The sequence below is a fragment of the Deinococcus yavapaiensis KR-236 genome, assembly GCF_003217515.1.
Taxonomy (GTDB): domain Bacteria; phylum Deinococcota; class Deinococci; order Deinococcales; family Deinococcaceae; genus Deinococcus_A; species Deinococcus_A yavapaiensis.
Window position 1 is genome coordinate 319635 of sequence record NZ_QJSX01000002.1, and the last position, 24331, is coordinate 343965.

Sequence of the window (24331 nt, forward strand, 5' to 3'; positions counted from 1 at the left end):
GCCGTGGAAACGACGTTGAACATGCGGACGGTGAAGGCGCTCGACGGCCTGCGCAAGGCGCTCGAAGCCCCCAAGGACGAGCGTGACGGCACCTTCGTCCGAGAAGTGATGGAACCGCTGCGCCCCTTGTGGGAGCCGAGCTTGAGGTTCATGGGTTCGATGGCGCGGGACGTCACGGAGCCGCTCGACGTGGCGAGGCTCTTTCGCTTCTACCGTCCGGAACTGGGCGCCGAGCGCGGCCTCACGGCGCTCGCCGAACTGGAGCGGGCCGGAACGTGGGCGGCGTGCGTCTCGGCGTTCCAGGAAGCGATGGACGCGCTCGATCCCGTCGGACACGGACTGCGACTTCCCGGCGCGAACATGTCGTTCGTGCTCGCCGACCCGGACGGCATGGACGCCCGGCTCGGTTCGTACACGGGCGTCGGGAACGTACCGGGCTGGTCGCTGCTGCTCGCTTGGCCGACCGAGTTCAACTTGCCGCGCCTGCCCGCGATCGTGACGCACGAGTTCCACCACAACGTTCGCTTCGCCTTCGAGCCGCCCTGGCCCATGACCTTAGGGCAGTACCTGGTGGCAGAAGGCTTGGCTGAAGCGTTCGCCGCGCACTTCCACGGCGAAGAAAAGCTCGGACATTGGACGACGGGCCTGAGCGAGGCGGAAGTCCGGGCGGTGCGGCCCCGTTTCGCTCAGGCCTTGCTTTCGCAGGATTGGAACGTCGTTCGCGGCTTCATCTTCGGTGATTGGGCGGCAAGCGAACACCAGTTCGAGGCGCAGGGCGTGCCCGACTTCGCCGGGTACGCGATGGGTTACCGTATGGTGCGAGAGGCGCTTCGTCGTTCGGGCTGGTCGGTCGTGGAAGCGACGTACCGTCCGTGGCGCGAGATCGTGGCGGCGTCCGGTTGGTTCGACGAAGTCCTCGCGGACGCCGCCGTGCGGTAAGCATTCTCGCTTGTTGCCATTGTTTCCTCATCGACGTAGAGTGAACTCAACGCGACGGGACCGGCCCCCATAGGCCGACTTGGTGGAGTCAGTTCAAAGCTGGCTCCACCCGTTGCTTTTGAGGACACGTTCCTCGTGCAAGGAGAGCGATATGACGAACACGGTGATCGAGCTTCGGGCGTTGAGCAAGCGGTACGGCGGCGATCGTGGATTGCAGGCGACGACGCTGGAGATCCGAAGAGGTGAGATCTTCGGCTTTCTAGGCCCGAACGGGGCGGGCAAGACCACCACGATTCGCACCCTGCTGGGCTTCTTGCGCCCGACGAGCGGCGAAGCGCGGGTGCTGGGACTCGACGTGGCGACGCGCAGCGTGGACATCCGCCGACGCGTCGGTTACCTGCCAGGCGAACTCGTTTTCGAGCCGCGTCGCACGCCGCGCGACCTCTTCGCGTTCTACGCGCGTCTGCGCGGCGTGCAGAACGTGGCGTACGCGCTCGACCTTTCACGGCGCCTCGATCTCGACGTCTCCCGACCGATCGGCGCCCTGTCGAAGGGCAACAAGCAGAAGGTCGGGCTCGTGTCGGCGTTCATGAGCCGCCCGGAACTGCTGATCCTCGACGAACCGACCGACGGGCTCGACCCGCTGATGCAAGAGGAAGTGCACGCGCTCATTCAAGAAGCGCGCGCGGAGGGCCGCACCGTGTTCTTGTCGTCGCACGTCTTGAGCGAAGTGGACCGCGTCGCCGACCGCGTCGGCATCATTCGTGCGGGCGAGCTCGTGATGGTGTCGAGCGTCGCGGACGTGAAGGCGCGGTTGCCGCACCGCTTGGAGATTCGCTTCGCCGTCCCCGTTCCGCAAGCGGTCTTCGCGTCCATCGAAGGGCTGCGTGACGTGCGCGTTCTCGGCAACGTCGTGTCGTGCGTGCTCGCGGGCGGCGCGGACGCCCTGCTCAAGGCCGCGAGCGCCTACCCCGTGCTGGACATCCGCGGTTCCGAGCCGAACTTGGAGGAAGCGTTTCTGTCCTTCTATCAAGCGCCGAGCGGCGAGCGAGGAGTGAATCATGTGGCTTGAAGTGCTTCGTGACCGCGTGGCGACGACGTGGCGCTCCACCTTGGGGTGGGCCGTCGGCCTGAGCGCCTTCGTCTTGATGAACTGGATGTTCTATCCCCTCGTGCGCGACAGCCCCGACATCACGCGCCTGCTCGAGCGGCTTCCGCAAACGTTTCGAACGGCTTTCGGCGCGGACGACTTCATCTCGCCTGGCGGATACGCGTGGGCGCGGTCGTTCAGCTTGTTGCTGCCGCTCACGCTCTCCATCTACGCCATCAACTTCGGTGCGCGCGCCATCGCCCGCGACGAGCAGGAAGGCCGCTTGGAACTGCTGTTCGCCCAGCCCGTCTCGCGACTCGGCGTGCTGTCGGGCCGCACGCTCGCCTTGGCGGTCAATCTCGCTTTGCTCGGCCTGAGCGTCGGCGTGATCTCCTGGCTCGGCGCCCTCCTCGTGGGCGCGAAGCTCGACGCGGGCGCCCTGCTCGCCGCGACGGCTCAAGTCACCTTGCTCGCTTGGACCTTCGGGGCGTTGGCCCTCGCGGTCGGAGCGGCCACGGGGCGCGCCGCCCTCGCGTCCGGCGTGGCGTTCGCCGTGACGCTCGCGGGCTACCTCGTGCACTCGCTCGCGCCGCAAGTGCGCGCTCTTCGCGACGTTCGCGAGTTCACTCCCTTTTGGTACGCGGTCGGCGAAAACCCCTTCTTGTCGGGCGCGCACGCCGTAAACTCGCTCGTGCTGCTAGGAGCGGGCTGCGTGCTGGTGGCGCTGGCGACCGCGCCGTTCGCGCGGCGCGACTTGGCGAAGTAACGGCGCTCGGTTTCGTCCGCTCGCCCGTTCGTGGCCGAGCGGACGCTTGTTATGCTGTCAGTCCATGCAAGTCATTCCCGACGGCTTCACACAGACGCTGACCGTGCTCGTCACGAACGAGATGACCGTCCACTTCGAGGAACTCGGACGCATTCACCCTGTCTACGCGACGTACTGGATGGCGAAGCACTTCGAGGAAGCGGGCCGCAAGATCATCTTGCCTTTCTTGGAGCAAGGCGAGCAAGGCATCGGCTTCGAAGTGAACGTCAAGCACCTCGCCTCGGCGCTTCCCGGCATGACGGTCACGGTCACGGCGACGTTCGAGCGGCAGGAGGGTCGGCGCGTGTACGCGGCGATGCAGGCCGTCAGCAGCCTCGGCGACGTGATCGGTACGGGAACCACGACCCAAGTGATCTTGCCGCAAGCCAGCATCGACGAGAACTTCGAGGCGTTGCGGCGCCGTTTCGAGAACGCGTGAAGACTCCGTACATTCGAAGGTGACGTCGACCCTGTAGGCTGCCCGTCATGAGCGCCCCGGCCGACTCCGTCCGTTTCGCCGTGTACCTCGTGCCGCCCGCCGAGGACCCGTACTACCGACTTGGCAGCGCCGCGCTCGGCTACGACGTGAGAGCACGCCGCGACGTCGAACGACTTCCCGGCACGCGCGCCGAGTGGGTGTCAAAGGCGGGTCCGTTCGGCTTCCACGCGACGATCGTCGAAGCCTTCGACTGCGCCCCTTCGAGCTTTCCGGACATCGAACGCGAAATCGAAGCGTGTCTCGCGTCCCTCTCGCCCTCGTCGGTCCTCGAACTCTCGAACGGACGTATCGAGACGTGGGACGGCGGCGAGGTGATCGTGCACCGCTTCGACCCGAACTCGGCGCTTCACGCCCTGCACGTCCTGCTGCTCGCGCGCCTGGGACGGTTCGTGACCGGCAGTTCCTTCGAGCGAGCGATGCGCTCGGGCGAGAAGTACCAAGAGCCGCACCAAAAGGCGCGCATCGCCTTGCTGCACACACCGCGCGGTCTCGACACTTGGGAGCCGCACTTCACGCTCGCCGATCCGTACGGCGGAGGCGACGCCGAAGGGCTCGCGGCAGATTTCGACGAGCGCTTCGAGTTGTACTCGACGTTGAAGTTCGACACGGTGACGTTGCTTCGCCAGAACGGAACGCAGCCGTACGAGATCGTGCGTGATTTCCCGGTGCGTGATTCCTCCGTGAACTCCGGCTCTCAGCAGACAAGTTGAGAACTGCCTAGAATGAGTTCACATGAACCTCTCTCGCGTTTTGCCCATCAAGCGGGCCGCGCACGTTTACCTCGTGCAGAACGACCATCTGCTGCTCGTGACCGAGCGCATGGACGATGGCAGCATCTTCTGGGGCCTGCCGGGCGGCAAGGCCTACGGCGGCGAATCCCTCGCGGACGCCGCCGTGCGGCAAGTGAAGGTCGAGACGGGTCTGGACGTGGAAGACCTCGATTTCGTCAGCCTGCTCGAAGGGGAGATCCTGTCGGGAAGCAAGCACCACACATACGCGACTTTCGGGCGCTTCACAGCGAAGTGCAGCGGTGACATCCACCCGACGGACCCCGAGGTGCTGGGCGCGCAATGGGTGCCGTTCGCGGACGTCTTGAACCTCGTGCGCTACGGTCCGCCGCCGGAAATCGAGGAGCGCCACCCGCTCATCTGGATTCCCACCCGCGACTTTTTGGCGGGCAATCCGCGCACGTACTACCCGATCTGAGGCCAAAGTCGATGAGCCTCGGTCGTTCTCGGCAAACGCGGCTGTACGTGCGCGGCCTCGGCGGTGAGAAGCCTCGCGTGCCCACGGACTTCGCGCGCTTGGAGCGAGCGGCGCACGAGAAGATGACGCCGCGCGGCTACGCGTACGTCGCGGGCGGCGCCGGCCTCGAAACGACCATGCGCGCCAACCGCGCCGCCTTCGAGCGCTACACCATCGTTCCGCGCGTCCTGAGAGGCTTGGACCGCCGCGATTCGTCCGTCACCCTCTTCGGACGCACGCTGCCGAGTCCGCTTCTGCTCGCTCCGATCGGCGTGTTGGAAGCGGCGCATTCCGAGGCGGACCTCGCCGTGGCGAAGGCGAGCGCCGCCACGGGCGTTCCCTTCGTGTTCTCCTCGCAAGCCTCCTCCCCGATGGAGGCGTGCGCGAAGGTCATGAAGGACGCGCCGAGGTGGTTTCAGCTGTACTGGAGCACTGACGACGACGTGACCCGCTCGTTCGTGAAGCGGGCCGAGGCGTGCGGTTGCGAAGCGATCGTCTTGACGCTCGACACGACCTTGCTGGGATGGCGTCCACGCGACTTGAACCTCGGGAGCCTGCCGTTTCTGCGCGGACAAGGCATCGCCCAGTACCTCAGCGACCCCGTGTTTCGCGCTCGCCTCGATCGGGAGGACGCCTCGCCGAGCGAGTCGCCGCCGCGCTCCCCGGCGCTCGCGCTCGTCGCCCGCGACCTCGTAGTCAAAGGCCGTCAATTCGACCTCGACTTGAAGAAAATGCGCGCCGCCGTGGCCCGTTTCGTCGGAACATACTCGCGTCCTGATTTGAGCTGGGACGACGTGAGCCGCCTGCGCGAGATGACGCGCCTTCCGATCCTCCTCAAAGGCGTTCTTCATGGCGACGACGCGCGCGAAGCGGTTGGGCGAGGCGTGAACGGCCTCATCGTCTCGAACCACGGCGGACGACAAATCGACGGCGAGGTCGCCGCGCTCGACGCCTTGCCCGACGTCGTCGAGGCCGCCGGGGCCGCGCCCGTCTTGTTCGATTCGGGCGTGCGGTCGGGCGCCGACGTCTTCAAGGCGCTCGCGCTCGGCGCGCGGGCCGTCCTGCTCGGCCGACCGTACGTCTACGGCCTTGCCCTCGCCGGAGCCGACGGAGTGCGCGACGTCATCGAGAACGTGCTCGCCGAGCTCGACTTGACGATGGGCCTCGCGGGCTGCGGCTCGCTCGCCGACGTGAACCGCGCGATGGTGAGAAGCTCGTCTTCCTGAGTTTGGAAGGCCGCGCGATTTCGTGAGGAACTCGGGGGGAGGGTGTTGACCGAGCGTCACTCTCGCGAAGCGAACTCTTCTCTGCGGAAAGGGGAGAGGAGGGGCCTTCAGAGTTGCGCGACGGCTTCTCTCAGGACGTTCGCGCTGTGCTCCAGCGCCTGCTCTTCTTCCCCGGACAGGAGTGGTTCGAGCGTCTCCAGAACGCCGTCGCCGCCCACGATTCTCGGAAGGGAGAGGCTCACGCCGTACTTCGTCGGGCCGCTCACGGTGAGGACGGCGCGGCGGTCGCGCACGACGGCCTCGGCGATGCGCGCGAGGGCCGCGCCGACGCCGTAATACGTCGCTTGCTTGCCGGAGATGATCTCAGCGGCGGCGCGACGCACGCCGTGGTCGATCTCGGCTTTCACGTCGTCGTTCCACGGCGTGCCGCGCCGAGCGAAGAAATCCGGCACGGTGATGCCCGCGATGGAGGCGCTCGACCACGCGAGGACTTCCGAGTCGCCGTGCTCTCCGAGGACGTACGCGTGGACGTTTTGCGGATCGACGTCGGCGCGCTCGGCGACGAGCGCGCGGAAGCGGGCGGAGTCGAGGACGGTGCCCGACCCGATGACGCGCTGGGCGTTCCCCGCGATTTGCACGGTGAGGTCCGTCATGACGTCCACGGGATTCGTGGCGACGAGCAGCACGGCGTCGGGCGCGAACTTCAAGACGCTCGGCACGACGTCCTCGAAGATCTTCTTATTGCGCCCCAGAAGTTGCAGCCGCGTTTCGCCCGGTTGCTGGTTGACGCCCGCCGCTAGAACGACGAGGCGCGCGTCCGCGAGCGCTTCGTAGCCGCCGCTGGAGACGCGCACGGCGTGGCTGACGGGCGAGGCGTGCGCGATGTCCGCCGCCTCGGCGCGCGCGCGCGCCTCGTTCTTGTCCACGAAGACGAGTTCGGTGCAACTGCCGCGCAGCACCATGGCGTACCCGGCGGTCGCACCGACGAATCCTGTTCCCACGATTCCGACTTTCATATCAGCAGCATAAAAGTCGGAATTACACGCTCGTTACGAGTCGCGCCAAGGCACGCTCAGTCGAAGATGTCCTTCATCGCGCGGCCCAAGCCGCCGCCTTGCCCTTGCTCGCCACCGCCGCCGAGGCCCTGCTCGAACTCCTCGTACGGTTGCACGACGACGAATCCGTCGCCTTGAAAGACCATCTGGTACGTTTCACCGCCGCCACGCCCGAAGATGGAGCGGAGGCTGGAGTCCACGCGCAGCTGAGGTTGCAGGTTTCCGCTCCACGCGACCGTCGCGTTCGGGTCGGTGAACACGGGCTCGTTGTGCGTCACCCTCAGCGTGAGGGGCTTGCCGTGACTGAGGATGGCCACCATGCCGTTGCCCGAGAGGCGCACGCTGAACAAGCCGCCCGACATCATGCTCGCCACGCGCCGCAAGAACGTGACGTCGTAGCGAACGGTGTCCTCGAAGGCCAGCAAGTCGTTGCCGTTCACGTTGATGGTGTCGCCCTGCAGCCGCAGAATCGTGATTTCCTTGCCTTGATCGGCGAGGTAGCACACGCCTTGCCCTTCGATTTTCGCGAGCGGTGACATCTCCTGCGACACGGCCCGCATGAGGGCCTTCATGAGGCCGCCTTCCATCATGCCTTCGCGCCGGAAGCTGAGGTTGCCTTTGTACGCCACCATCGCGCCGAGCTTGCTCCAAATGCGACCGCGTACCTTCACTTCCAGCATCTTCGAGCTTTCGAGCTCGAACACGTCGCCCGGACGGTCGCGTTCGGCGGTCTCGTTGAGGAACTGCTGCAAACTTTGGCTGGCGTCTCCGCTGTCGTACGTCATTTCATGCCTCCTTGAACTTCACTTGTAACGTACGACGCGAAGCTCAAGAAAGTTGCAAGTCTTCTCCCGACCTCTCTCGCCGCGCTCGAATCATGAATCCGCGCTTCGTGTGCACCATGACGACATGAGCGGACCTATCAAACCCATGGCCCACGGTGTGCTCGACTACGGCTCCGTCGCCCTCATGCTCGCCGCGCCCGCCCTGCTGAAATTGCCGCCCGCCGCCAAGACCATCTCGTGGGCGTTCGCGGGCACGTACCTCGCCGTGTCGGCCCTCACCGACATGCCGCTGGGACTCAGCAAAAAAATTCCTTTCCCGATGCACGGCAGAATCGAACTCCTGAGCGCGCCCGCCCTCCTCGCGTTGCCGTACCTGACGGGCGCGACTGCCGACCCGAAGGCCAGAAACTACTTCCTGATGCTGTTCGGAACGGTTCTCGCCGCGTACAACCTCACGGACTGGCAGGACAAGACGGAAACGACGCTGTCCTGAAGATGCAAAAACCGCCTCTCCCTTGGGAGAGGCGGCGGCGAGCGACGCGTCAAACGCCGACGCCCATCAACTTTCCGATTCTCGACAAGGCATCCTCTATGTTCTCGAGGCTCGTGGCGTACGAGAGGCGTACCCGTCCCGGCGCGCGAAAGTCCGTGCCGGGCACGACCGCGACGCGCGCCTCGTCGAGCAGCAGCCGCGCCGCCTCGAGTTCGTCGGAGGCGAGGCGCGACGTGTCGGCCATGACGTAGAACGCGCCTTGCGGCAAAGGCGTGGCAAGACCGAGGCCGTTCAGACCCACCACGATTCGGTCGCGGCGTTCTCGGAACTTGCCGCGCGCCTCCTCGATGAAGGCCCGACTGTCGCGGATGGCTTCCAACGCCGCGTATTGCGAGATGGTCGACGGGTTGCTGGTGCTTTGCCCTTGGATGGCGTTCATCGCCTTGACGAGGTTCGAAGGGCCGCCCGCGAACCCGATGCGCCAGCCCGTCATGGCGTACGCCTTGGACGCGCCGTTGACGGTGAGGGTGTGTTCGGGAGCGAAACGCGCGATGGACACGTGCGCCGCGTCGTACACGATGTGCTCGTACATCTCGTCCGTGACGATCACCAGACCGTGCCGCACCGCGAGGTCCGCGACGGCCCGCAAAATCGCTTCCGGGTACACAGCGCCCGTCGGGTTGGAAGGCGAGTTCAGGACGATCGCTTTCGTGCGCGGCGTGATGGCCGCGCCAATCGCCTCGGGATCGACGTCGTAGCCGTCTTCGGGGCGCGTGTCGACCGCCACGGGCACGCCGCCCGCAAACGAGACCATCTCGGGGTAACTCACCCAGTACGGCGCGGGAATGATGACCTCGTCGCCCGGATCGAGCAACGCGAGGAACGCGTTGAAGAGAGCTTGCTTGCCGCCGGTGCTGACGATGACTTGATCGGGCGTGTACGACAAGTCGTTTTCCCGTCGGAACTTCTCGGCGATCACTTCACGCAATTCCGGAATGCCTTGCACTTGCGTGTACTTCGTCTTGCCTTCCCGAATCGCTCGGTGCGCGGCTTCCTTGACGTGCGGCGGCGTGTCGAAGTCGGGCTCGCCCGCCGCCATCGAAATGACGTGCACGCCCGCGCGTTGAAGCTCGAGGGCCTTGGCGGCGACCCCGACGGTCGACGACGGCTTGAGACTCTGGACTTTTGAAGACAGTCGAACGTTGAACACGAAAGGCACCCCCTGAAAGCTCGGCTCAGTCTAACGACGCGAAGACGGGCGTTCAGGGGGTGCCATACACAAGCGTTACTGCAGCAGTTCTTCCGAGCCGAAGAACAAGCCGAGTTCGCGCTCGGCGTCTTGTTCGTTGGCGCTGCCGTGAATGATGTTCTCGCCGATTGTGGTGGCGTAATCGGCGCGGAAGGTCCCGGGGGCGGCGTTGGCGGGATTCGTGGCGCCCATCATCTGTCGCAGGCCCGCCACGACGCCTTCGCCTTCCAAGGCGATCGCGACGACGGGACCGGACGTGACGAAGGACACGAGCTCGCCGAAGAAGGGGCGCTCTTTGTGCTCGGCGTAGTGTTGCTGCGCGAGTTCTTGCGAAATCACGAGTTGCTTGAGGCCCACGACGCGGTAGCCCTTCTTGATGAGGCGGACGAGGATTTCACCGGTAAGCCCGCGGCGCACGCCGTCGGGTTTGATCATGGCAAAGGTGCGTTCCATACCGCCGATCAGCCTACACGATGCACGACGCCTACGCGATGGGCTCCGACCTGTCGACGCGTTGTCTAAACTGCGTACAATACTCGGGTGACGAGCTTCTCTGAACGCCCTTCGCGTTTCGCCGCGTACCTCACGCTCACGCTCGCCGTCTTGGCAGCGGTGGCGATGTTCGCGGCGCCTTACGCGACGTACGGGCGCAATTTCAACGGTTCGGGAACGCTGCTGCTGTTTCCGGGTCGAGCCTTGGACATCGCGGGTCTCGGCACGCAGAATCTCCCCTCGGTCGGCGGCGCCGTCGCCCTCGGGTGGGGCGTGCTGGCGGCCCTCGTTCTGACGATCGTCGCGGCCCTCACGCGCGCCCGCTGGATGTGGATCGCCGGCTTGCTGACCTTGCTTTTCGCGATCGGCTCGGCGTGGCTGTTCGAAGCGTCGCTTTCGACGGCGATCAACACCCTTCTCGCGCAAGGCTTTCCGAGGCAACGCATTCAGTACGTGTCGGGCGGCATGAACGTCGGGTGGTTCTTGCCGCTCGCGGCGGGCGCGACGGGCTTGCTGGCCGGCGTCAGCGCCTTTCCGACGTGGTACCACCGCCTCAACCGCCTGCGTGGAGTGCTCGTGCCGTTCGTGGCCCTCGCCTTGGCGATCCTCGTGGGCGCGCTCGTCGTGCTGATCATCCAGCCCGTGCCGACCCTTTCGCCGCTCACGTCGGCGGTCAACTGGTACGGCAAGTTCGACCTCGTGTGGTTCGTGTACACGACGCTCTTCGCGCCCCTCACGAACATCGGCGGCCTCTTTCAAGTGCTGACCCTGGCGACGCCCCTGATCTTCGCGGGCCTTTCGGTCGCGTTCGCGTTTCGCGCGGGCCTCTTCAACATCGGCGGCTCGGGGCAAATCCTGATGGGCGCCATCTTCGCGACGGCCGTGGGGGTGTACCTGCCCTTCCCGGCTTGGTTGCTGCTGCCCGTCGCCGTCATCGCGGCGGCGATCGGCGGGGCGTTGTGGGGCGCGATTCCCGGCTTCCTCAAGGCGCGCTTCGGAGTGAGCGAAGTCATCAACACGATCATGCTCAACTACATCGCCTCGGCGATTTTCATCTTCTTGATCGGGCAGAACTCCTTTCCGTTCTTCGGGCGCACGTACAACCTGCCCTTCCGTGCCGAAGGCTTCGAAGCCCGCTCACAGGAACTGCAAGTCGGGGCGCGTCTGCCGCAGATTCCCGAGTTGCTCGGCTTCAAGATCAACGAGCCCGCCTTCCTGCCGTTGTCGCCGCTCGTGGCGCTCGTGGTGTTCGCGTTGATGTACTTTCTCGTGTTGGCGCGCCGCAAGCAGCGTTTCGCGCTTTCGCTCCTCGCGAGCCTCGCGGCGCTCGTCGTGCTGTGGCCGTTCGTGGGCGCCCGCTTCGTGGCGACGGGTGACATCGCGGGCAGTAACCTCAACATCTCCTTCTTCATCGCCCTCGCGAGCGCCGTGTTCTTCTCGGTGTACATGTGGCGCACGTCGGGAGGCTACGCGCTTCGCGCCGTGGGCTTCGCGCCGAAAGCGGCCGAGTACGGCGGCATCAACGTCGCGCGTTCGACGCTGCTCGCCATGACGATCGCGGGCGCCTTCGCGGGCTTGTGCGGCACGCACTACGTGCTCGGCGGCGCGCTCGACGAGTACCGTCTGCGCCAGAACATCCCGGCGAACGTCGGCTTCGACGGCATCACCGTCGCGCTCGTCGGTCAAAGCACTCCGGCGGGCGTCGTCGCCGCGTCCGTGCTGTTCGGAACGTTCGACACGGGCGGCTTGACGGTATCGCAGCGTCTGCAAAACATCGACCGCAACATCGTCACGGTCCTCAAGGCCCTCATCGTGCTGTTCATCGCCGCGGGCGGCTTCTTGTCGCGCCGCATCACGAATCCGCCGCCCGCCCTCGCCACGCCGAACGTGACGTTGTCGAGCGCCGAGAACCGCGAGGTGTCGGGCGCCAAACCCGTGAACACGAGTGGCAATTTCGGCGAGGGGCCGGGCGCCAGACCCGCCGCGAATCCCGAGAACGACGGGAGGGACGCGTAAATGGACTTCTTCCTGAGCTTGCTGTCGCTGTCCTTCCTCGCGACCTTCGTCCGCTCGGTGGTGCCCTTGTTGCTCGCCGGGCTCGGCGGTTTGTACTCCGAGCGCAGCGGCATCGTGAACATCGCCCTCGAAGGCATCATCATCTTCGGCGCGCTCGGCGGAGCGGTCGTGACGCAGCAAATCGAGGGTTCCGTCGGTGGGGTCGCGCCGTGGATCGGCTGGGTAGCGGGAGCCCTCGCCGGCGGCTTCATGGCGTGGATTCACGCCGTCATCTCCATCAAGTACCGCGCCGACCAGATCATCAGTGGTACCGCCATCAACCTGCTCGCGCTGGGCTTTCCGCCCGTGTTGCTCGAAGCTTTGTACGGAAGCGCGACCGAGTCGGAACCCGTGCAGAACGCTTTGCCCTTATGGGGCATCGGGGACTTCCGCTTCAGCCCGCCCGTCTACTTCGCGTTTCTCGCGGTGATCGCGTCTTGGTACGTCTTGTACCGCACGCCGTACGGCCTGCGGTTGCGCGCGACGGGTGAAAAGCCCGAGGCAAGTGCCTCCATGGGCATCAACGTGCGCCGCATGCGGTACAGCGCCGTGATCATCTCGGGCCTCCTGGCGGGTACGGCGGGCGTGTTCCTTTCGATCGGGAACTTGTCGTCGTTCACGCAGAACCTCGCCGCCGGTCAAGGCTTCATTGCGCTCGCCGCGCTGATCTTCGGCAAGTGGCGTCCGTTCGGCGTGCTCGGCGCGACGTTGCTTTTCGGTTTCCTGCAAGCCCTGGCGATTCGCCTCGGCGGCGAGCAGTACTTGCCGTCGGGCCTCGTGCAGGCACTTCCTTACCTCATCACGATCCTCGCGCTCGTCTTCACCGGCCGCTCCAGCGCTCCTCGCGCTGTCGGCAAGCCGTACGACGCCTGAGAGAGCTTGAAGTCGTCTTCACGCGTCTGAAGGGCCACCGTCGAACACGGTGGCCCTTTCTCATGTATGGCGGCTTTCTCTCAGAGCCGGAAAGAATGCGCGTGCTAGCGTTTGGGCGATGCGGGACGCCACGCCGAGAAACGAATTGAAAGCCGCTCGGGAAGCGCGCGGATGGACCCTCGCGGACGTGTCCAAACGCACGAGCATTCGCGCGGAATTCCTGCGCGCCCTCGAAGAAGGCGACTTCTCGTCCCTTCCCGAACGTCCGTACGCTCGCAGCTATTTGCTGCGCTACGCGGCCGAACTCGGCGTGGAGGCCACCTCGCTTCTCGCGAACTTCGATCGCGCCGTGCCCGCCGCCTCGACCGTCACCCCTCGCCGCCGAGGCGTCGTCGTTCCCGTCGGCTTGGTCGCCGCGAGCGTCAGTGTGGTCGTCGTCCTCGCCACCCTCGGTTGGTGGGCGTACGCGGCGTGGCGATCGCACGAAGTGACAGGATCGAAGACCGTCACCTCACCGCAAGTCACGCAGGCGGCGAGAGGGGACGTGCGGGTCACGATCGACAGCGATCCGAGCGGTGCCCGCGTGTATCTCGACAACCGTTTCCTCGGAACGACGCCCGTGCGCAGCTTTCCGCTGCAAGCGCGCGCCTCGGGTGAACTGCGCGTCGAGCGTGACGCGTACAAGCCGGTCGTGCGACCCGTGACCCTCCAAAGCGGCCGCTGGTGGCGCGTCACCCTCAAGCCGACGGCGAGTCCCGACGCGTCCACCATCGTGGACATGCACCTTCGCAGCAAGCTCGCCGCGCAAAGCGTCAACATGAACTCCTCGGGGCGGTTCGTGCCGAGCTTCACGCCTGGCGTCGTGTCTCCCACCGATCCCGTCCCTTCCGCCGACGCCGAAGGGATGGCACGCCTTGAAGCTGCCGCCAAACCTGAAGAAGCGGTCGAGCCCACCGAGACCGAGGGGGGCGTCACCTTGAGCTTCGTCGGCGAGTCTTGGGTACGCGTCACCGATGCGAACGGGCGCGTGCTGTTCGAGGGCGTTCCCGCCGTGGGATCCTCGCGCGCCTTTCCGAAGGGCGTGCACGTACGCGTCGGTTCGGCGGGTGCCGTCACGGTCGCCGGTGTGCCACTCGGAACGATCGGCCAAGTCTTGGAGCGTGCCTTCCCCTGACGCGCGTGTTAGCGTGGCCTCCAGGAGAAGCACTTCATGACTCGAATGCAACCCGAAAGCAATGCGTTCGCCTACGTCTGGCGCAGTCCATACGTCCGTGTCGCCGTCTTCCTGCTGCTCGGCTACCTCGCGTACCGCTTCGTGGGCTCGATCTCGAGCGTTATTTCCCTGGCGCTCGTCGCGTACGTCATCGCGTACCTCGCCAATCCCTTTCTCAATTGGCTGCAGCGACGACGCGTTCGGCGCGGCTTCGGCATCTTCCTGGTTTTTCTGGTCGTCGCGGGCTTCCTCGTGGTCGCCAGTACGCTGCTTTTCGCGATCGGCGGGCAACTCGTGGAGTTCGTTCGGCAACTTCCGGAGATCGCCACGAACGCCGCGAACTTCGCGACGCGTCTGCTCGAACGGTACGACGACAACACTTACGTGCAGACGCTGCAAGAGCAACTGCAGAACTTGTCGCGCAACTCCACGACCTTGCTGCAAGAGCGCGCCTTGCCGCTGCTGCAAAACCTCATCTCACCGAACGGACCGCTGCTCGGCGGTTTGTCGGCCGCCGCGAACTACCTTGGCAACTTCGTGATCGTCCTGATTCTCTCGATCTACATGATGGCCGACTTCGACAAGATCGGCTTGACGCTTCTTCGGGCTTTTCCCCGCAAGTGGCAACCGCGCGTGCTGGAACTCGCCAACAACGTCGAGACGGCCGTCGGCGGATACTTGCGCGGCCAACTGCTGATCGCCGCCGCCGTGGGCTTTCTCGTTTGGCTCGGGCTGGAGATCATCAGCTTGCCGCAAGCCGCCGCCATCGGTTTCATCGCGGGCGTGTTCAACATCGTGCCGTACCTCGGCGTCATCATCGCCATCACGCCCGCCCTCCTGCTCGCCATTCCACTCGGCTGGCTCAAGATGGTCCTCGTGGTCGTCGTGTTCGTCGTCGCCAACCAAATCGAAGGCAACTTCTTGTCGCCGTTCATCCTCGGACGGTCCACCAACCTTCACCCTGTCACGGTCATCATCGCGATTCTCGTCGGACTCGGGCTGTTCGGAATCGTGGGAGCGCTCGTCGCCGTACCCCTCACGGCGCTCGGCAAGCTCTTGCTGCAGGAGTACTACTTCCCCAGCAAGATCTACAAGCAAGGACCTTGAACGAATCCGCGTGACGTGCAACTCGCCGCGAACGGTCAAAGGCGGCGGGCGACGATCGAAAACACGTGCCAGTGTTTCGGCGTGCCCGTCGCCGTCTGCCCGTCGTACTCCTGCTCGTCGAGGAACTCGACGTCGAAGGCGTCCAAAAGCTTCTGGACGCCTTCGAGCGTGTGAAAGTTGCCGTTGCCCGAGTTCGCCCAACTGTCACGCACGCCGAAAAGGTGCCCGGCGAAACGCCCGCCTCGCTCGACGGAGGCCGTGAGGCGCCGCCAAACGGCCGGGAAGTCAGCGTCGTCGCAAAACGGCAAGCTGAGGCTCGCGTTCACGAGTCGTGCGGGCGGAAAGTCGAAGTCCTGAAAGCGAGCGATGCGCGTTTCGAGGTGCTCCGCTCGTTGGTTTGGCACGCGTTCTCGTACGAACATCAACGCTTCGGGTTCGGCATCGACCGCCAAAACGCGCCAACCGTGCTCCAAAAGCGCGACCGCGTCGTTGCCCACGCCGCAACCGAGATCCACGGCGAAGCCGCCTTGTTCGCCGTGGGCTTCGAACAACGCCAACGCCTTGACGAGCGTCGCGCGTGGAGGGCCGTTCTTCACCGCTTCGTAGTACGCGCGCCATCCGTCCGTTCTCGGCATGCTTCAGCTTACCCTTGAAGCAACTCCACGTGCCGTCCGTCCGGATCGAGCGCGAAGGCGACTGGGTTGCCGGAAGGGGAGAGGTGGAGCGGGCGGGAGAAGGAAACGCCGTCCGCCTCGAAGGCCGCGACGGTGGCCTTCAAGGCGGGGACGCGAATCGCGATGTGCTCCATCCACGAGGGCGGCGTCGATGCGCCTTCCGAGACGAAGAATTGAAGTTTTCCGCCGCCGGGAAACTCGATCACGAGGCGCCGCGCGGCGTCCGACGACGTGACGTCCTTGACGAGGGTGCCGCCGAGGCGACCGTAGAACGAGACGACCGCTTCGGGCCGAGCCGTGATGAACGAGACGTGCTTGAGCATGGAGAAACGCTATCAGCCCCGAGTACCTTTGTCCTCACGGCTCACACGTACAATCGGCAGGTGAACTACCGTCAATTGCTCGGAACGGACCTCACGGTGAGCGCCGTCGGATTCGGCGTCTGGACCGTCGGGACGACGTGGTGGGGCGTGAAGGACGAGGAGGCGGGCAAGCGGTTGCTGCGCCAAGCCTTCGACCTCGGCGTGACCTTCTTCGACAACGCCGACACGTACGCCTCGGGCCGCGCGGAGGAAATCCAACGCGAAGCGCTGGGCGACGTGCGCGACTCGATCGTGATCGGCACGAAGTTCGGTTACGACATCTACAACCACCCCGACCGCCCCGGCCAGCAGGAACGTCCGCACGACTGGAGCCCGCAGCACCTGCGCAAGGCTTTGGAAGGCTCGTTGAAGCGCCTCGGCACGGACCGAATCGACTACTACCAACTGCACAACCCGCGCCTCGACGCGATCGAAAACGACGACCTCTTCGCCGAGTTGGAAAAGGCCAAGGGCGAGGGGCTCATTCGCGCGTACGGCACCGCCCTCGGGCCCGCCCTCAACGAGCGGCAAATCGAGGAAGGCGTCGCGTCCGTCCGCGATCGCCGTGCGCCCACGCAGATCATCGCCAACCTGCTCGAGCAAGTCCTCATCGAAAAGATCTTGCCCGTGTCGCGCGAAGCGGGCGTCGGTATCATGGCGCGCGTTCCGCACGCGTCGGGCTTGCTGGAAGGTACGATCACCGCTGACACGACGTTCGAGGCGGGCGATCACCGCAATTGGCGCCTCACGACGAACGCGCGCCGCAAAGCGTGGATGGAGGACGGCCTCAAGAAAGTCGAGGTTCTGCAAGCGCGATTCTGCGGTTCCGAACGCTCGATCGGTCAGCTTGCCATTCAATGGTTGCTGCGCGCGCCGGAGATGGCGACGGTGCTTCCGAACATCTACGACGAAGACGGACTGCGCAACTACGCCGCCACCTTCGACGCCAAGCCCCTCGCCGAAGCCGAGTACGCCGAGATTCAAGCGTTGTACGCGGACAACTTCGGCCTCGACACGAACCTCGTCGGCGAGACGATTCGATAACCACACATCATGAGCGAAGAACATCCGCACCAACCCGCGTCCGATACACCGCAACGCCCCGCCCGTCCGAAGATGATGGTCGACCTCGACCCGAGCGGGCAAGTCACGCAGAAGGAGCCCGACCGCGCCAAGCGGCAGTTTCTCAACTACGCCTTCTTCAAGCTCGACCCCGCCTTCCGCCGCCTCTCGAGCGCCGAGCAGCAGGAGATGAAGCGCGAGTTCGCCGAGGCCGTGCGCGCTTGGCACGAGGACGCGCCGCGCGAAGCGGGCCACATCCTGCGTTCGTACAGCACGGTCGGCGTGCGGGCCGACGCCGACTTCATGTTGTGGCGCATTGCCTTCGACGTGCGCGACTTCACCGAAGCGCAAGCCGCGCTCAACCGCACGCGTCTCATGGGCTACCTCACTCAGCCGTACAACTTCATCGCGATGCAAAAGCGCAGTCAGTACGTCAACCGAGTCGAAGGCAGCGGTCACGGTCTCGAACTCTTGCCGGGATCGGGGCAGTACCTGTTCATCTACCCCTTCGTGAAGACGCGGGCTTGGTACGACCTCACGCCGCACGCCCGTCAAGGAATGATGGACGAGCACATCTACGCCTCGGGTCCCTTCAAGGGCGTGCGCATCAACACGTCGTACTCGTACGGCATCGACGACCAGGAGTTCGTCGTGTCCTTCGACTCGGACTACCCGCAGGAATTCGTGGATCTCGTTCATCGCCTGCGCTACACCGAGGCGAGCAACTACACCCTCAGCGACACGCCGATGTTCACGTGCGTCAAGAAGAGCGTGGACGACCTTCTGAACGACCTCGCCTGAACGCCGAAGCGACGAGCCGCCGAGCACCTACTCGGCGCCTCGTCGCTGAAGCGCTTCTCAGTTTTCGAGCGCTTTGCGCGCCGCGAGCTTCACGGCAACGTCGATCTGCTTGCCTTCACGCATGACCGTCAGCGTCACGGTATCCCCGATTCGTTGCGAGCGGATCTTGAACGCCATGTCGTTGAAGTCACGCACGCGCTCGCCGTTGACCGCCACGATGACGTCCGCCGAGAAACGCCGCGTGAGCTCGCCGCCCGCGTCTCGGCGAGGCAGGAAACGCTCGGCGCGCAGCCCGGCGCGGTCTGCGGGGCCGCTCGGCGTGACGTTGCCGATCACGGCGCCTTCGACGTCGTACAACTCCGCGTGGTTGGACTCCGTGACTCCCATGACGGGCACGTCGCGCTTCTCGCCGTTCAGAACGGCATTGAAGATCTCGTCGTCGCGCGTGACGGGCACGGCGAACGACGCGACGGTCTGGACGTCGTCCGAGTTCGCGAGCGGCGTGAGGTCGCTGTTGGCGAGTTGGATGTAGCTCACGACGCCGACCGCCTCGCCCGCCGTGTTGATGATCGGTCCGCCGCTATCGCCCGGCGCGAGCGGCGCGCTCGTCATGACCGTTCCCTGCGGAAAGTCGAACTTGTAGGCTCGGGCGTCGTACTGCAGTACGCGTCCCAAACGAGGCTGCAAGAACTGCTCGTGGCTGTTGCCGATGGCGAGAATTGGCGAGCGAAGGGCCGGTTCGTTTCGCGCGACCGGCAAGAACGGCACGGTGCCGCGAACGTTCGCCTTCAGCACGGCGATGTCGCGCGCGACGTCGAATCCGACGACGTTCGCCGTGAAGCGCATGCCGGACAAGGTGGTGACGTTGACGTGCCCGCCGTCCTCGATGACGTGGTATGCCGTGAGGAACGTTCCCTTCGAGTCGATGAAAAAGCCCGTCCCGATCGATTGCGAGCCGTCGTTGCCGACCTGCTCGACACGTATGGTGGCGGGCCGCGACTTTTTGAAGAGCGTCTCGACGTCCGCCGGAAGCTTGAGCGACGACTCGAGTTGCGGCAGCGGGTTGAGGTTCAAGTTGAAATCGATGGCCCGCCCGCCTTCGCGTGGAGCGAAGTACAAGCCGATCGCGAGCAGCACGAAGATCGGAATCCAGGGCGAGCGCCTCATGAAGTAACTTTAGTGCGGCACGCTCAAGTTCAAGGTGGTGAAGGGTACGCTGCCGTCTTGAAGCGACCTTAACGGCAAGCTTCATGGCGCTGGCATACTGTTCGCCATGCAGCGCTGGCTTCTCAAGAGCGAACCCGACGTCTTTTCGTACGACGACCTCGTGCGCGTAGGTGCCGAGCCTTGGACGGGAGTGCGCAACTACCAAGCGCGCAACTTCATGCGCGCCATGAAGCAAGGCGATCTCTGCGTCTTCTACCAATCGAACGCGAAACCCAACGCTGCGGTCGGCGTGTGCAGCGTTCTACGCGAAGCGTACGAAGATCCCACGAGCACAGAGCCGGGTCGTTGGAGCGCCGTGGACGTCGCGCCCGTCTCGAAGTTCGTCTCGCTCGTCTCCCTCGAACGGCTCCGCGACTTGCCCGAGTTGCTCGCCTGCCCTTTGATTCGGCGCGGAAATCGCCTCTCGGTGCTGCCCTTGACGAACACCGAATTCGAGGCGATCGTCGCGGCAGGCGGCCTCGATCCTCACGCCCTCGACAGCGTGCCAATGTTACATTGAGCGGCATGACGAACGTCGTCGCCCTTTCCTCGGCTCAAGTTCTCTACCCGCTCGGCGACGACATCGGCAGCGTCGCCTTGATTCAACACGTCGGCGACGACAAGATGATCGTCAACTCCGCGCGCGTGAGCTTCGGCGGCGACAACGACGCGCCCCTCACCGAGCGCGACGAGAAGCTCATCAAGTACTTGCTACGCGAACACCACGGCTCGCCATTCGAGCACAACCTCGTCACGTTCAAGATCGTCTGCCCGATCTTCGTGGACCGCCAGCTCGTACGTCACCGAGTCGGCGTTTCGAAAAATGAGATTTCGGGTCGGTACGTGGAACTCAAGGAGCGAGGATACATCCCGCTGGAATTCCGCAAGCAAGCCAAGAGCAACCGTCAAGCTTCCGTCGCCGACGACGGCACCCTCGATCAAGAAGCTGCCAGCAGAGTGTGGAGCGAAGCGTGGCGCGTCGCCTTCGACAGCTATGAGAAGCTCCTTGCCCTCGGCGTCACGAGAGAGCAGGCGCGCGGTGTTTTGCCACTGGCGCTTTATACCGAGAGTTATTACACCTTCAACGTGCGCTCGCTGCTGCACTTCCTCGAACTGCGCGACCATCCGGGCGCTCAATTCGAAACGCAACTGTTCGCGCGCGCGATGGCCGAACTTGCCGAGCCGCTCTTTCCCGCGACCTTCCGCGCTTGGCGGGATTTGCACCGCGGGGAATGACGCCGATTGCCGTAAGCCAATCGGCGGCGGTTGGAGCGCGGCGACGCTGTTACCCTCGAGAGATGGAACCAAGCTACCGAATCGTTCATCAGGGTGGCAAGTCGTTCGTTGATGTGACGGCCCTCGCGGCGCCCCTAACGACCGAGCGGGACGCCGCCGACCTCGTCGCGGTGTCGTGGGAATGCGAAACGTCGCTGCTGATGCTTCCCCATGAAGCTTTCGCCGACGAGTTCTTTCGCTTGCGGACGGGCTTGGCGGGAGCGGTCTTGCAGAAGTTCGGCAACTACGGCTTGACGGTCGCTGCCGTCATTCCCGGATGGTACGAGCGAAACGACCGCTTCACGGAGTTGGCGCTGGAAAGCAACAAGGGACGGACCTTCGGCGTGTTCGACGACAGGTCGGCGGCGGAGGCCTGGTTGTTGAAGTGAGGGCCGCGCCGAGCGCTCTTGCTCGTGACCTTTCCGCGCCGCGTCGGTCGCGTTCCGAAAGCCAAGCTCAAGACAGCTCGTCACGCCCACGTCCTAGGATGCGGGCGTGAACGTTCGCGTCGCCTTCGAACTGCTGAAAGATGCCTACCTCGCCTTCGGCCAGGACCGTGCACCTCGCCTCGCGGCGGCCACCGCGTACTACGCAATCTTTTCGATCGCGCCGCTCCTCGTGCTGCTCGTCGCGATCGCGGGACAGTTCTTGAGCCGCGACGCGGTTCAGGAGCAAATCGTCAATGCTTTGACGTCGGGCGTCGGGCAAAGTGTGTCGGGCGACCTTAGAAGCGAGCTTCGACAACTGCTCGCTGCCAACTTCCAAAATTTGCAGCGCACGAATCTCGTCGCGTCGATCATCGGCTTCGGCACGCTCTTCCTCGGCGCGACCGGACTGTTCGCGCAGCTGCAAGACGCCTTGAATTCCTTGTGGGGCGCCGACCCGGCTCCACAGACCGGCTTTTTGCGCGTCATCAAGACGCGCTTGATCAGCTTCGCGCTCGTGTTGCTCTTCGCGACGCTCATCCTCGCGTTCGTCGTGGGGAACACGGCGCTTTCGGCGTTCGCCAAGCAACTCGGGGATTTGTTCGGGGTGGGCGCCATTCTCGCCGCCCTCGGCACGTTCGTGCTGTCGGTCGGCGTGTTTACCTTGGCGTTCGGCGTCATCTTCAAGTACTTGCCGGACGTGAAGTTGTCTTGGAGGGACGTCCGCTTCGGCGGTTTTGTCACGGCCTTGCTGTTCACGATTGGCCAACTGCTGCTCACGCAGTACTTCACGCGCGTGTCGCCGACGAGCGTGTTCGGCGCGGCAGGTTCGCTCATCGCGCTGCTGCTGTGGATCTACTACTCGTGCATGATCATCTTCTTCGGTGCCGAGGTGACGTGGGTGTACGCGCAAAGGGAAGGAACGGAGGCGGGCGGCGCGCAGAATCCGGACAAGAAGGCGGCCCTCGCCCAAAAGGGCGCCCACCTCGACCCCACGCCGAGCGAGAAAGAGCAGGAAGCGGCGGCGAGAACGCCGGGCGCGGCGGTAAGAGGGCGGCCTTCCGACGAGGCCCCGGCACCAAGTCGAACGCCTCCCTTGCCGGGCGCGCGCGGCTTGCTGTCACGCGCCGTCTTGGCCTTGCTCGCCTTGCCCGCCTTGCCGATCGTGCTGCTGATTCGGGCCTTCTCGCGCCGCCGCTGAGTTTGTTCCCTCATTACCATTTCGCGGCGGCAATGCCGTATTCTTTCGTTCGCCACCCGAAAGTCCGATGGCGGCAGAGATGCCGTAGGCTTTCCGACCCGAACGTGCGGGGCGGAAGCACCCTCATGTTCGAGATTCTCTCCTGGAGGTCCCGAGAATGTCGGAACAACAAGACTTTCTGCGTCAAACCGTCGAGCACCTCGACATCAAGCAAGTCAACGTCGTGCCCCTGATCGAAATGATGGGCAAGACGGCCTTCCAAGCGCGGAACCTGGCGCGCGCCGCCGAAATTTTCGACGAGATGGTGAACGACACCGACTGCGGCGTCATTCTGACCCTCGCGGGCAGCATGGTGAGCGCGGGCCAGCGTGAAGTCATCTTGGACCTCCTGCGCGCGAACGCCGTGGACGCCATCGTCTCCACGGGCGCGAACATCGTCGATCAAGACTTCTTCGAAGCGCTCGGCTACCGCCACTACCAAGGCGACATCTTCGCGAACGACGACCAACTGCGCCGTCTGCACATCGACCGCATCTACGACACGTACATCAACGAGGACGAGCTTCGCGTCACGGACGACACCACGCGCGTCATCGCCGACTCGCTCGCGCCCGGCGCGTACTCCAGCCGCGAGTTCATTCGTGAAATGGGCCGCTACCTCGTCGAGAACGGCCTCGGTGAAGGCAGCATCGTTCGTACGGCGTACGAGCTCGACATCCCGATCTTCGTGCCCGCGTTCAGTGACTGCTCGGCCGGCTTCGGTCTCGTCGCGCACCAAGTCGCCAATCCCGACGCGCACGTCTCCATCGACTCGGCCAAGGACTTCCGCGAGCTCACCGAGCTCAAGGTCAAGCACGGCAAGACGGGGCTGTTCATGCTCGGCGGCGGCGTTCCGAAGAACTTCGTCCAAGACGTCGTCGTGTCTGCCGAATTCCTCGGCTACGAAGACATCGAGATGCACGCGTACGCGGTGCAACTCACCGTTGCCGACGAGCGTGACGGCGCCCTCTCGGGCAGCACCCTCAAGGAAGCGAACTCTTGGGGCAAGGTCAGCCTCGCCCGCGAGCAGATGGTCTACGGCGAAATGACCGTGACCTTCCCGCTCATCGCCGGGTACGTCTGGCACAAGCGCAACTGGGAAAAGCGCACGCCGCGCCGCTGGGCGAAGCTCATCGACGGCAAGTTCCCCGTCAAGGTCGCGCAGTAAATCTTCTGAAACACGAAGGGCCGGTCCTCGACCGGCCCTTTTCTCATGGCTCCTACGCGTACGTGCCGACGCGCTCCACCAGCAGATCGTAGAACCCGTTCACGTCGATGTTCATGGCGACGTCGGCGTTCGGAGCCTTGCCCGTGACCCGCCAGAAGTCGCACACGGTTCGGCCCGCCGAGGGGCCGTTCGTCGTGTCGATCTCGACGTACATGGATTTCATTTCGAAGAGATCGGGCCGAACGAGATAGGCGACGACGCACGCGTCGTGGATGGGCGCGCCGTTCCAACCGTAGCGTTCTTCGTGGTGCCCGCGAAAGAAGTCCAGGAGGTCGGCCGTGAACGCGCCCACGGTCGTGCCCAAGGCGCGCAGGCGTGCGACGCGCTCGGGTGACGCGGGCGTTTGGTGCGTGGCGTTGAGGCCGAACATCGTGAGCTTCACGCCCGATTCGAAGACGATTCTGGCGGCTTCCGGGTCGCACAAGATGTTGAACTCGGCGGCGGGCGTCCAATTGCCAAGGTCGACACTGCCGCCCATCAAGACGATGCCCCGCACGTTCTCGGCGAGGCGAGGTTCGAGGCGAAGGGCGAGCGCGACGTTCGTCAGGGAGCCGGTGGGAACGAGGGTGACTTCGCCGGGATTGGCCATGACGGTGTCGACGATGAAGCGCACGGCGTGGAATTCTTCCTCGGAGCGAGTGGGCTCGGGAAGGTGGGGGCCGTCCAGTCCGGACTCGCCGTGCACGGCTTCCGCGCTGATGCGGTCTCGCACGAGCGGACGGTCGGCGCCGCGGTACACGGGCACCGTCGCCTGCAGGACTTCGCGGACGACGAGGGCGTTTCGGGTCGTCTTGTCCACGCCGACGTTGCCGTACACGGTCGTCACGCCGAGCACGCTCAGTTCGGGTGAGGCGAGGGCGAGCATCATGGCGATCGCGTCGTCGTGACCGGGATCGCAGTCGAGAATGATCTTGCGCGGGCTGAGCACGCGG

The 24331-nt window shown here is 64.8% G+C and carries 27 protein-coding genes; 19 read left to right on the forward strand and 8 right to left on the reverse strand.

The genetic code is table 11. The features are described from left to right. Positions 1-3: 3 nt before the first annotated feature. The 7 genes from DES52_RS03945 to DES52_RS03975 all read left to right on the forward strand — a co-directional run bounded on the left by DES52_RS03945 (position 4) and on the right by DES52_RS03975 (position 5804). Positions 4-939, forward strand: a complete 936-nt coding sequence (locus DES52_RS03945; RefSeq protein ID WP_245900675.1) for a DUF2268 domain-containing putative Zn-dependent protease — start codon at positions 4-6, stop codon at positions 937-939. Positions 940-1090: 151 nt separating this feature from the next. Further along, complete coding sequence (locus tag DES52_RS03950; protein ID WP_110885466.1) at positions 1091-2011, forward strand: ABC transporter ATP-binding protein; 921 nt, start codon at positions 1091-1093, stop codon at positions 2009-2011. Beyond that, positions 2001-2795 (forward strand): ABC transporter permease subunit, encoded by a 795-nt coding sequence (locus DES52_RS03955; protein WP_110885467.1) that lies wholly within the window; start codon positions 2001-2003, stop codon positions 2793-2795. Before DES52_RS03950 ends, DES52_RS03955 begins: the two co-directional genes overlap by 11 nt. Positions 2796-2859: 64 nt before the next feature. After that, entirely contained in the window at positions 2860-3273 is a 414-nt protein-coding gene (locus DES52_RS03960) for a thioesterase family protein (RefSeq protein WP_110885468.1), read from the forward strand. 47 nt (positions 3274-3320) lie between these two features. Then, the gene (locus tag DES52_RS03965; RefSeq protein WP_110885469.1) at positions 3321-4043 is read left to right on the forward strand and encodes a hypothetical protein; all 723 of its coding nucleotides are present in this window, start codon (positions 3321-3323) and stop codon (positions 4041-4043) included. Positions 4044-4065: 22 nt separating this feature from the next. Continuing rightward, the gene (locus DES52_RS03970; protein WP_110885470.1) at positions 4066-4539 is read left to right on the forward strand and encodes an NUDIX domain-containing protein; all 474 of its coding nucleotides are present in this window, start codon (positions 4066-4068) and stop codon (positions 4537-4539) included. 11 nt (positions 4540-4550) lie between these two features. Then, on the forward strand, positions 4551-5804 hold the full coding sequence (locus DES52_RS03975) for a lactate 2-monooxygenase (protein WP_110885471.1): 1254 nt from the start codon (positions 4551-4553) through the stop codon (positions 5802-5804). A gap of 107 nt (positions 5805-5911) precedes the next feature. On the opposite strand, the gene DES52_RS03980 is transcribed toward DES52_RS03975, so the two are convergent. Further along, positions 5912-6820, reverse strand: coding sequence for an L-lactate dehydrogenase (locus DES52_RS03980; RefSeq protein ID WP_110885472.1), 909 nt, complete (start codon positions 6818-6820; stop codon positions 5912-5914). A 56-nt stretch (positions 6821-6876) separates the two neighbouring features. Beyond that, entirely contained in the window at positions 6877-7644 is a 768-nt protein-coding gene (locus tag DES52_RS03985) for an AIM24 family protein (RefSeq protein ID WP_110885473.1), read from the reverse strand. 124 nt (positions 7645-7768) lie between these two features. Here DES52_RS03985 and DES52_RS03990 point away from each other — a divergent pair, with 124 nt between their 5' ends. Next, a complete protein-coding gene (locus DES52_RS03990) occupies positions 7769-8137 on the forward strand; it encodes a hypothetical protein (protein WP_110885474.1) in 369 nt (122 codons plus the stop codon). A 49-nt stretch (positions 8138-8186) separates the two neighbouring features. On the opposite strand, the gene DES52_RS03995 is transcribed toward DES52_RS03990, so the two are convergent. Both DES52_RS03995 and ndk read right to left on the reverse strand, forming a co-directional pair. Then, positions 8187-9347 carry a pyridoxal phosphate-dependent aminotransferase gene (locus DES52_RS03995; RefSeq protein ID WP_110885541.1) on the reverse strand — a complete coding sequence of 387 codons (1161 nt, stop codon included), beginning with the start codon at positions 9345-9347 and terminating at the stop codon, positions 8187-8189. A 75-nt stretch (positions 9348-9422) separates the two neighbouring features. Then, positions 9423-9839 (reverse strand): nucleoside-diphosphate kinase, encoded by a 417-nt coding sequence (gene ndk / locus DES52_RS04000; protein WP_110885475.1) that lies wholly within the window; start codon positions 9837-9839, stop codon positions 9423-9425. A gap of 87 nt (positions 9840-9926) precedes the next feature. Between ndk and DES52_RS04005 the strand changes: the two genes are divergently transcribed. From DES52_RS04005 to DES52_RS04020, 4 genes are all read left to right on the forward strand, one after another. Further along, the gene (locus DES52_RS04005; protein ID WP_245900676.1) at positions 9927-11894 is read left to right on the forward strand and encodes an ABC transporter permease; all 1968 of its coding nucleotides are present in this window, start codon (positions 9927-9929) and stop codon (positions 11892-11894) included. After that, positions 11895-12806 carry an ABC transporter permease gene (locus tag DES52_RS04010; protein ID WP_110885476.1) on the forward strand — a complete coding sequence of 304 codons (912 nt, stop codon included), beginning with the start codon at positions 11895-11897 and terminating at the stop codon, positions 12804-12806. It abuts the gene before it with no gap. A 118-nt stretch (positions 12807-12924) separates the two neighbouring features. Then, positions 12925-13980, forward strand: coding sequence for a RodZ domain-containing protein (locus DES52_RS04015; protein WP_110885477.1), 1056 nt, complete (start codon positions 12925-12927; stop codon positions 13978-13980). Positions 13981-14016: 36 nt separating this feature from the next. Then, positions 14017-15126, forward strand: coding sequence for an AI-2E family transporter (locus tag DES52_RS04020; protein WP_170130879.1), 1110 nt, complete (start codon positions 14017-14019; stop codon positions 15124-15126). 35 nt (positions 15127-15161) lie between these two features. Here the strand turns inward: DES52_RS04020 and DES52_RS04025 are convergent, their stop codons facing one another. Further along, positions 15162-15761 (reverse strand): class I SAM-dependent methyltransferase, encoded by a 600-nt coding sequence (locus DES52_RS04025; protein WP_110885479.1) that lies wholly within the window; start codon positions 15759-15761, stop codon positions 15162-15164. Between the two features lie 8 nt (positions 15762-15769). Beyond that, the gene (locus tag DES52_RS04030) at positions 15770-16123 is read right to left on the reverse strand and encodes a VOC family protein (RefSeq protein WP_110885480.1); all 354 of its coding nucleotides are present in this window, start codon (positions 16121-16123) and stop codon (positions 15770-15772) included. Positions 16124-16183: 60 nt separating this feature from the next. Between DES52_RS04030 and DES52_RS04035 the strand changes: the two genes are divergently transcribed. Both DES52_RS04035 and DES52_RS04040 read left to right on the forward strand, forming a co-directional pair. Beyond that, positions 16184-17206 (forward strand): aldo/keto reductase, encoded by a 1023-nt coding sequence (locus DES52_RS04035; protein ID WP_110885481.1) that lies wholly within the window; start codon positions 16184-16186, stop codon positions 17204-17206. A 72-nt stretch (positions 17207-17278) separates the two neighbouring features. Further along, the gene (locus tag DES52_RS04040) at positions 17279-18025 is read left to right on the forward strand and encodes a chlorite dismutase family protein (protein ID WP_170130883.1); all 747 of its coding nucleotides are present in this window, start codon (positions 17279-17281) and stop codon (positions 18023-18025) included. Positions 18026-18082: 57 nt separating this feature from the next. On the opposite strand, the gene DES52_RS04045 is transcribed toward DES52_RS04040, so the two are convergent. Continuing rightward, the gene (locus DES52_RS04045) at positions 18083-19192 is read right to left on the reverse strand and encodes a S1C family serine protease (protein ID WP_110885483.1); all 1110 of its coding nucleotides are present in this window, start codon (positions 19190-19192) and stop codon (positions 18083-18085) included. 106 nt (positions 19193-19298) lie between these two features. Between DES52_RS04045 and DES52_RS04050 the strand changes: the two genes are divergently transcribed. The 5 genes from DES52_RS04050 (at position 19299) to DES52_RS04070 (ending at position 23339) form a co-directional block, all read left to right on the forward strand. Beyond that, on the forward strand, positions 19299-19751 hold the full coding sequence (locus DES52_RS04050) for an EVE domain-containing protein (RefSeq protein WP_110885484.1): 453 nt from the start codon (positions 19299-19301) through the stop codon (positions 19749-19751). 5 nt (positions 19752-19756) lie between these two features. Next, positions 19757-20467 (forward strand): FAD-dependent thymidylate synthase, encoded by a 711-nt coding sequence (gene thyX / locus DES52_RS04055; RefSeq protein ID WP_110885485.1) that lies wholly within the window; start codon positions 19757-19759, stop codon positions 20465-20467. Between the two features lie 62 nt (positions 20468-20529). Continuing rightward, complete coding sequence (locus tag DES52_RS04060; protein ID WP_170130880.1) at positions 20530-20895, forward strand: DUF4180 domain-containing protein; 366 nt, start codon at positions 20530-20532, stop codon at positions 20893-20895. A gap of 106 nt (positions 20896-21001) precedes the next feature. Beyond that, positions 21002-22132 carry a YihY/virulence factor BrkB family protein gene (locus tag DES52_RS04065; RefSeq protein ID WP_110885487.1) on the forward strand — a complete coding sequence of 377 codons (1131 nt, stop codon included), beginning with the start codon at positions 21002-21004 and terminating at the stop codon, positions 22130-22132. A 157-nt stretch (positions 22133-22289) separates the two neighbouring features. After that, entirely contained in the window at positions 22290-23339 is a 1050-nt protein-coding gene (locus tag DES52_RS04070) for a 1,9-bis(guanidino)-5-aza-nonane synthase (RefSeq protein ID WP_110885488.1), read from the forward strand. 52 nt (positions 23340-23391) lie between these two features. Here the strand turns inward: DES52_RS04070 and DES52_RS04075 are convergent, their stop codons facing one another. Then, entirely contained in the window at positions 23392-24327 is a 936-nt protein-coding gene (locus DES52_RS04075) for a nucleoside hydrolase (RefSeq protein ID WP_110885543.1), read from the reverse strand. Between the last annotated feature and the right edge of the window lie 4 nt (positions 24328-24331).

What these genes read in the sequence shown, in the direction of transcription:
- DES52_RS04025 (WP_110885479.1), bottom strand. Translation starts at nt 15,761, where the DNA reads ATGCCGAGAACGGACGGATGGCGCGCGTACTACGAAGCGGTGAAGAAC.
- DES52_RS04030 (WP_110885480.1), bottom strand. Translation starts at nt 16,123, where the DNA reads ATGCTCAAGCACGTCTCGTTCATCACGGCTCGGCCCGAAGCGGTCGTC.
- DES52_RS03975 (WP_110885471.1), top strand. Translation starts at nt 4,551, where the DNA reads ATGAGCCTCGGTCGTTCTCGGCAAACGCGGCTGTACGTGCGCGGCCTC.
- DES52_RS03985 (WP_110885473.1), bottom strand. Translation starts at nt 7,644, where the DNA reads ATGACGTACGACAGCGGAGACGCCAGCCAAAGTTTGCAGCAGTTCCTC.
- DES52_RS04045 (WP_110885483.1), bottom strand. Translation starts at nt 19,192, where the DNA reads ATGAGGCGCTCGCCCTGGATTCCGATCTTCGTGCTGCTCGCGATCGGC.
- DES52_RS03955 (WP_110885467.1), top strand. Translation starts at nt 2,001, where the DNA reads ATGTGGCTTGAAGTGCTTCGTGACCGCGTGGCGACGACGTGGCGCTCC.
- DES52_RS04050 (WP_110885484.1), top strand. Translation starts at nt 19,299, where the DNA reads ATGCAGCGCTGGCTTCTCAAGAGCGAACCCGACGTCTTTTCGTACGAC.
- DES52_RS03950 (WP_110885466.1), top strand. Translation starts at nt 1,091, where the DNA reads ATGACGAACACGGTGATCGAGCTTCGGGCGTTGAGCAAGCGGTACGGC.
- DES52_RS03990 (WP_110885474.1), top strand. Translation starts at nt 7,769, where the DNA reads ATGAGCGGACCTATCAAACCCATGGCCCACGGTGTGCTCGACTACGGC.
- DES52_RS03980 (WP_110885472.1), bottom strand. Translation starts at nt 6,820, where the DNA reads ATGAAAGTCGGAATCGTGGGAACAGGATTCGTCGGTGCGACCGCCGGG.
- DES52_RS04015 (WP_110885477.1), top strand. Translation starts at nt 12,925, where the DNA reads ATGCGGGACGCCACGCCGAGAAACGAATTGAAAGCCGCTCGGGAAGCG.
- DES52_RS03970 (WP_110885470.1), top strand. Translation starts at nt 4,066, where the DNA reads ATGAACCTCTCTCGCGTTTTGCCCATCAAGCGGGCCGCGCACGTTTAC.
- DES52_RS03960 (WP_110885468.1), top strand. Translation starts at nt 2,860, where the DNA reads ATGCAAGTCATTCCCGACGGCTTCACACAGACGCTGACCGTGCTCGTC.
- DES52_RS04070 (WP_110885488.1), top strand. Translation starts at nt 22,290, where the DNA reads ATGTCGGAACAACAAGACTTTCTGCGTCAAACCGTCGAGCACCTCGAC.
- thyX (WP_110885485.1), top strand. Translation starts at nt 19,757, where the DNA reads ATGACGAACGTCGTCGCCCTTTCCTCGGCTCAAGTTCTCTACCCGCTC.
- DES52_RS04020 (WP_170130879.1), top strand. Translation starts at nt 14,017, where the DNA reads ATGACTCGAATGCAACCCGAAAGCAATGCGTTCGCCTACGTCTGGCGC.
- DES52_RS03965 (WP_110885469.1), top strand. Translation starts at nt 3,321, where the DNA reads ATGAGCGCCCCGGCCGACTCCGTCCGTTTCGCCGTGTACCTCGTGCCG.
- DES52_RS04040 (WP_170130883.1), top strand. Translation starts at nt 17,279, where the DNA reads ATGATGGTCGACCTCGACCCGAGCGGGCAAGTCACGCAGAAGGAGCCC.
- DES52_RS04010 (WP_110885476.1), top strand. Translation starts at nt 11,895, where the DNA reads ATGGACTTCTTCCTGAGCTTGCTGTCGCTGTCCTTCCTCGCGACCTTC.
- ndk (WP_110885475.1), bottom strand. Translation starts at nt 9,839, where the DNA reads ATGGAACGCACCTTTGCCATGATCAAACCCGACGGCGTGCGCCGCGGG.
- DES52_RS04060 (WP_170130880.1), top strand. Translation starts at nt 20,530, where the DNA reads ATGGAACCAAGCTACCGAATCGTTCATCAGGGTGGCAAGTCGTTCGTT.